This window comes from Nocardiopsis protaetiae (assembly GCF_045446735.1).
GTDB lineage: Bacteria > Actinomycetota > Actinomycetes > Streptosporangiales > Streptosporangiaceae > Nocardiopsis > Nocardiopsis protaetiae.
Window position 1 is genome coordinate 1 of record NZ_JBJJBV010000336.1, and the last position, 6,391, is coordinate 6,391.

The following is a 6,391-nucleotide window of genomic DNA, read 5'->3' on the forward strand; positions in this document are numbered from 1 at the left end:
GACCCGGCCGGGAGGGGAAGGCAGGCCTCGGTTCAGGAGGGGGTTGACAGGGAGCCGCTGAGGGAGGGGGAGACAGCGTGCCGACCCTGTCGGGATGGTCCTGGAGTGTGACGACGGCGTTCCGTCGCACAAGGACTACATAAGCAGCGAGCGGGCGATTTGGCAAGAGGCACGATCAAGGCAGGCAAGTGGTCCCAATCCCGGCTTAACGTGCAAAACGGTGATCCAGATGTCCGTTCCGTTACCGTTCGTCTCAGCGTCCGGCCGCGTACCCCTGGGAGCCCCGCGCGTCGGCGGCCGCGCGCAGCTCCCCGGTCTCCGGGTCGCGGGCCACGGCCGCCAGCCGCCCCAGCGACCACGGCTCGGACACCTGCACCCGGTGCCCGCGCCGGCGCAGCTCGGCGATGACGTCCTCGCCCAGGCCCGGCTCCACGACCAGGTCGCCCGGGACGGTCTCCCGGGGGTGGAACGAGCTGGGGAACGCGTTGGTGTGGAACATCGGGGCGTCCAGCGCCTCCTGGAGGTCCTCCACCCCGTTGAGGATGCGCAGCAGCGCCGTGAAGGTCCACTGGTCCTGCTGGTCGCCGCCCGGGGTGCCGATCGCCAGCACCGCCTGCCCGTCCTCCCGGGTGACCAGGGTCGGGGACAGCGTGGTGCGCGGCCGCCGGCCCGGGGCCAGGGCGTTGGGGGACTCCGGGTCGAGCCAGAACATCTGGGTCCGGGTGCCCAGCGGGAAGCCCAGCGCCGGGATCACCGGGGAGCTGGTGAGCCAGCCGCCGCTGGGCGTCGCCGACACCATGTTGCCGTGGGAGTCGACCACGTCCACGTGGCAGGTGTCGCCGCGCTGCACGGTGGGCTCGCCGACGGTGCGGTCCACCGGGGTCTCCTGCGCCAGGTACACCGGCGGGGTGAACGGCGTGCGCCCGGCCACCTTCCCGGGGCGCTGGTCCAGGGACGCGCGGGCGTCGTCCACCAGGGCCGCGCGCTCGGCGGCGTACTCGGCGGACAGCAGATCCTTGAGCGGGACGTCGGTGAAGTCGGGGTCGCCGTACCAGGCCTCGCGGTCGGCGAAGGCCAGCTTGGCCGCCTCGGTCACCCGGTGCACGAAGTCGGCGCCCTCGCCGCGGGTGCCCAGCGCCTCGGCCAGCCGCAGCTGCTGGAGCATGGCGGGCCCCTGGCCCCAGGGGCCGGTCTTGTGGACGGTGTGCGCGCCGTAGGAGACGCTCGCCGGGTCCTCGTAGGTGGCGCTCCAGTCGGCCATGTCCTGGGAGGTGAGCAGCCCGCGCTGCGGCTCGCCGGTGGAGGAGGGCACCGGGACGGCCAGGAACGCGGCCACGGCCTCGGCCACGAACCCCTGCGACCAGCTGCGGCGGGCCGCCTCGATCTGCGCCTCGCGGCCGCCGCCGGCCGCCTCGGCCTCGGCGATGATCCGCCGGTAGGTCGCGGCCAGGGCGGGGTTGCGCAGCCGGGTCCCGGCGGCGGGCACCCGGCCGTGCGGCAGGTAGACCGCGGCGGAGCCGGTCCAGTGGCGGGTGAACACGGGCTCCAGAGCGGCGATCGCCGCGGAGATCCGGTCCAGCACGGGGTAGCCGCGTTCGGCCAGGCCGACGGCGTGGTCCAGGACCTCGCGCACGGTCATGGTCCCGTGGTCGCGCAGCAGCAGCATCCACGCGTCGAAGGAGCCCGGCACGGCGGCGGCCAGCACCCCGCTGCCGGGGATGCGGTCCATCCCGGCGAACGCCTCGATCGTGGCGGCGGCGGGCGCCACCCCCTGCCCGCACAGGACCCGCACCGGCCCGCCCGCGGCCTGGAAGACCGCCGGGACCTCGCCGCCGGGGCCGTTGAGGTGCGGCTCGACGACCTGGAGGGTGAAGCCCGCGGCGACCGCGGCGTCGAAGGCGTTGCCGCCGCGTTCGAGGACCGACATGCCGGCGGCGCTGGCCAGCCAGTGCGTGGACGCGACCATGCCGAAGTCGCCTCTGAGTTGGGGACGGGTGGTGAATCGGGCCATGGGAGGGGCCTCCAGGGGTGGCAGAGGTGGTGGGGAGCACGCCGCGCGCGGGACGGGATGCCGGGCCGCGCACGGTGACGCTACAGCACGCCCCGAGGGTGGGGGGAGGGGTCATGGGATGGGCGGAGGGGTGGCGCCGGGGGAGGCGGGGGCGGACATGCGAACGCCGGGGGCCCGCGGGCCCCCGGCGTCGGTCATCGGTGTTGACTCACGGCCGGATACCTACTGCTGGTACCTACGGCTGGGCCGGGACGCTCCACGGCAGGGAGTCCCACAGCTCGCGCCACTCCTCGTCACCGATGGTGTCGAGCTCGGAGACGACCGCCTCCGCGTCGGTGCCGACCTTCTCGGCCTGGGCCGCGGCCGCCTCGGCCTCGGCGACCAGCTCGGCGATGAGGTCCGCGATCTCGGTGAGGACCTCCTCGACCTGGGCGCGCTCCAGGTCGTTCTCCTGGGCGCAGGTGTCGACGGCGGTGGTCTTGTCGCCCTCCTCGCCGTAGTACCAGACGGTGGCCAGGAGGCGGTCGCGCTCGGTGTCGTCCAGGTCCTCCTTGCCCAGGGCCTGCTCGACGAACTCGCCGCTGTCCGGGGTGAGCTGGGACTCGTCCAGGTCGGCCTCACCGGCCTCGAAGTCCACGAACCGGTCCAGCAGGCAGTCCTTGACCTCGCGCGAGCCCGGGCCCGGCAGGGTGACGGCGTCGTCGACCGGGGTCTCGGGGACCTCGACCGGGACCTCGGGCGTCTCGACGGGCGCCTCGGGAACCTCCGGGGTCTCGACCGGGACCTCGGGGGTCTCGGCGGGCACCTCGGGAGTCTCCACGGGGACCTCGGGCGTCTCGGCCGGAACCTCCGGCGTCTCGGCCGGACCCTCGGGGACCTCGGGGACCGCCGGGGTGTCCGGGGTCTCCGGGACCGAGGGCAGCTCGTCCACCGGTGCCTCGGGCGCCTCGACCGGCGCCTCGGGAACCTCCGGCGTCTCCACCGGGACCTCGGGGGTCTCGGGGACCTCCGGGGTCTCCGGCAGCTCGGGAGCCGGGTCGACCGGGGTCTCGGGGAGCTCGTTCCCGACCTCGTCGACCACCTCCTCCGGCTCCGGGGTCGCCTCGGCCTCCTCGGCCTGCTCCTCGGTGACCTCCTCCGCGGCCTCCTCGGCGGGCTTCTGGGCGGCCGCGGACTCCTCCGTGACCTCCTCGGCCATCCGGCGCAGCTCCTTGACCTCCCACCGCTCCGGTTGCAGGTGGGCGGCCACGGCGACGCCGGGTCTCTCCAGCCAGAAGAGGTCGCCGGTCTCCTCGGACAGGTAGGCCCCCTCCGTGAAGGCGGCGTCGCCCTCGACGAGTTCGAGCTCCCGGTCGGGGATGTGGCTGTACCGGCTCGCGCGCAGGTCGTCGAGGTCCTGGATGGCCTCGGACCGGATCACGGACACCCGGCCGTAGAGCTGGTCGGGCCCCTGCACCCAGGAGAGCTGCGACTGGCGCCCGCCCTGGCGGTCGGTGGTGGAGGAGGCGTTGATGCCGTACCTCTCCAGACCGGGGGGCAGGTACCCGATCTCGTACCCGTCGAGGCTGTACGAGGACTGGCCCTGGCGGACGACCGGCCAGCTGAGCGCCCGCGCGTCCTCCTCGTCGGCGAGGGCGGACCCGGCGAGTCCGACCGGACCCGCGGCGGCCAGGGCCGCGACGCCGAGAATCGCGACCCACCTGGTGCGGTGCTTGCGCATAGTGTTCCTTCCCATCGACTACTAATAGTGATGGTTGCAGGGCTCTGCGTAATTATCGAGGGTCTCGAAGGCCAAAAATGTAACATGAAGTGATCAAGCGAATGCATAATGTGACAATCGGTGGGAGGCGGACAACATGACCGCGCGCCGTTCCCGTGCGCTCCGCAGCCCGTCACCGGGCGGTCACCGAAAGCGTTCATCCTTCGGTGTCGAGGAACCCACCGATACGTCCGTCCACGCGTACCTGGGAGGTCCGGTGCAACGCATCGGCATCGTCGTCGGAGTCGTCTCACTCGTCCTCGCCGTCAGCACCCCCATCGCCGCGTCCGCGGCCCACGCCCCCGGGCTCGACCCGCTGGGCACCACCACGGAGAAGCCCGTCATCGTGCAGCACGCCGCCCCCCAGCGCCCGATCATCGCCGTCTCCCACCGGGGAGCCGCCGGGCACGCCCCCGAGAACACGCTCGCCGGACTCGACGCCGCACGGCGCTTCGGCGCGCAGACCGTCGAGATCGACGTCCAGCGGACCAGGGACGGCGCGCTCGTCCTGCTGCACGACGTCACCCTCACCCGCACCACGAACGTCGAAGAGGTCTTCCCGAACCGCAGCTCCCACCTGGTCGCCGACTACACCCTGGCCGAGGTGCGCAGGCTCGACGCCGGGTCCTGGTTCTCCGCCGGCTTCGCGGGCGAGCGCGTGCCCACCCTGGGCGAGGCCCTGGACCGCCTGAGCGAGCTCGACCTCAACCTGTTCCTGGAGATCAAGGAACCCGCCCGCTACCCCGGGATCGAGAAGGAGATCGTCGCCGAGCTGCACAAGCGCCCGGGCTGGCTGGAGCACAACCCCCCGTGGGAGCCGCGCCGCCTGGTCGTGCAGAGCTTCGACTGGGAGGTCACCCGCTCCTCCAAGCGGATGCTGCCCTCGGTCCCGCACGCCCTGCTCGGGCGGGTCCCCGAGGCCCGGCTGGGGGAGTTCGGCTGGGCGCACATGGTCAACCCCAACCACACCGCCATCAACGCCGCCTACGTGGAGCTGCTCCACGAGCACGGGTTCGAGACCATGCCGTACACGGTCAACACACGGGCCGGGATGGACGCCGTGCTGCGCATGGGGGTGGACGGGTTCATCACCGACTACCCCGACGCCGGGCAGCGCGCCATCCGCGACTTCCTCGGCGAGAACGCCGCCGCCGAGGAGGGCCCGGGCCAGGTCGCGGTGCCGCCGGTGCCCGGACCCCCGGCCTACGTCCCCCTGGTGCCGGTTCTCCACTGACCGCTAGATTGCGGGGAGACCCACAAACAGGAGGCGGAACCACGTGAGCGACCGGTCCGGCAGCGCAGAACTCGTCGACTGGCGGACGAAGGGCGTGTGGTGGCCGGGCGAGCCGGTCGCCGCCGCCGACTTCGCCGCCCGCCGGGACCGGCTGTTCGACGGGCCGTTCACGTGGCCGCTGCTGGTGCTGCGCGAGTCCGCGCTCGCCCGTAACACCGCCGCGCTGGCCGACTTCACCCGCCGCCACGGGCTGCTGTTCGCCCCGCACGGCAAGACGTCGATGGCGCCCGCGCTGCTGGAGCGCCAGCTGGCGGCGGGTGCCTGGGGCATCACCGTCGCCACCGCCAACCAGGCGCTGGCGGTGCGCCGGTTCGGGGTGCGGCGGGTCCTGCTCGCCAACGAGCTGCTCGAACCCGCGGTGATCCGCTGGGCCGCGGACGAGGGCGCCGCCGACCCCGGCTTCGAGTTCCTGTTCTACATCGACTCCGCCGAGGGGGTCGCGGCCCTGGCCGAGGGCCTCAAGGGCGCCGCGGGCGACCGGCCGCCCGGCGTGCTGATCGAACGCGGCGTCCCGGGCGGGCGCACCGGCGCGCGTACCCGCGAGGAGATCCTGGAGCTGGCCCGCGCCGCCGAGGCGGTCACCGGCCGCCCGGTCGCCGGGGTGGCCGGGTACGAGGGGCCGCTGCCCGACGCCGACGGGGTCCGCGGCTTCCTGCGCGAGCTGCACGCCGACGCCGCGGCGCTGGCCGCCGCCTCCCCGCGCGGGGAGGCCGGGCCGCCGGTCGCCACGGTGGGCGGCAGCGCCTGGTTCGACCTGGTGGCGGAGGAGTTCGGCGGTGCCCAGGACGTGGTGCCGATCCTGCGCAGCGGCGCCTACATCAGCCACGACGACGGGCTGTACCGCCGCGTCACCCCCTACAACCGGCTGCCCGAGGGCGGGGACGCGCTCACCGGCGCCCTGGAGGTGTGGGCCCGGATCGTGTCCGCGCCCGAGGAGGGGCTGGCGATCGCCGGGATGGGCCGCCGCGACGCCGGGTACGACCAGGACCTGCCGGTCGCGCGGGTGCTGCGCCGGGCCGACGGCACCACCGCCGCGGCGGACGGCGTGGCGGTGCGCAAGTTCGACGACCAGCACGCCTACCTGGACGTCCCGCCGGAGCTGGGGGTGCGCCCCGGCGACCTGATGTCCTTCGGGATCTCGCACCCGTGCACCACCTTCGACCGGTGGCGGAGCATCCCGGTGGTCGACGACGCCGACACGGTCGTCGACGTCGTCGCCACCTACTTCTGAGCGAACGGCAGGCCGTCCCCGCCCGCTCCCATGGGCGGGAGGCCGGTCATCCGGGTCGGCCGGTGCCGCCGCCGTACCCGCCGTGGTGCCCGCCCG

Annotated in this window: 4 protein-coding genes; 2 read left to right on the top strand and 2 right to left on the bottom strand. The window is 73.9% G+C overall.

Annotated features, from left to right (window positions below):
- Positions 1 to 253 precede the first annotated feature (253 nt).
- Both ACJOT3_RS31115 and ACJOT3_RS31120 read right to left on the bottom strand, forming a co-directional pair.
- Positions 254 to 2,011, bottom strand: coding sequence for a gamma-glutamyltransferase family protein (locus ACJOT3_RS31115; protein WP_406976703.1), 1,758 nt, complete (start codon positions 2,009 to 2,011; stop codon positions 254 to 256).
- Positions 2,012 to 2,246: 235 nt separating this feature from the next.
- Positions 2,247 to 3,731 (bottom strand): hypothetical protein, encoded by a 1,485-nt coding sequence (locus ACJOT3_RS31120; RefSeq protein WP_406976704.1) that lies wholly within the window; start codon positions 3,729 to 3,731, stop codon positions 2,247 to 2,249.
- A 256-nt stretch (positions 3,732 to 3,987) separates the two neighbouring features.
- Between ACJOT3_RS31120 and ACJOT3_RS31125 the strand changes: the two genes are divergently transcribed.
- Positions 3,988 to 5,004, top strand: a complete 1,017-nt coding sequence (locus ACJOT3_RS31125) for a glycerophosphodiester phosphodiesterase (protein WP_406976705.1) — start codon at positions 3,988 to 3,990, stop codon at positions 5,002 to 5,004.
- A gap of 43 nt (positions 5,005 to 5,047) precedes the next feature.
- Complete coding sequence (locus ACJOT3_RS31130) at positions 5,048 to 6,295, top strand: type III PLP-dependent enzyme domain-containing protein (RefSeq protein ID WP_406976706.1); 1,248 nt, start codon at positions 5,048 to 5,050, stop codon at positions 6,293 to 6,295.
- The last annotated feature ends 96 nt before the right edge of the window (positions 6,296 to 6,391 follow it).

Bases quoted from the DNA above. Each gene is read 5' to 3' on its own strand.
- ACJOT3_RS31115 (WP_406976703.1), bottom strand. From the start codon at position 2,011: ATGGCCCGATTCACCACCCGTCCCCAACTCAGAGGCGACTTCGGCATG.
- ACJOT3_RS31120 (WP_406976704.1), bottom strand. From the start codon at position 3,731: ATGCGCAAGCACCGCACCAGGTGGGTCGCGATTCTCGGCGTCGCGGCC.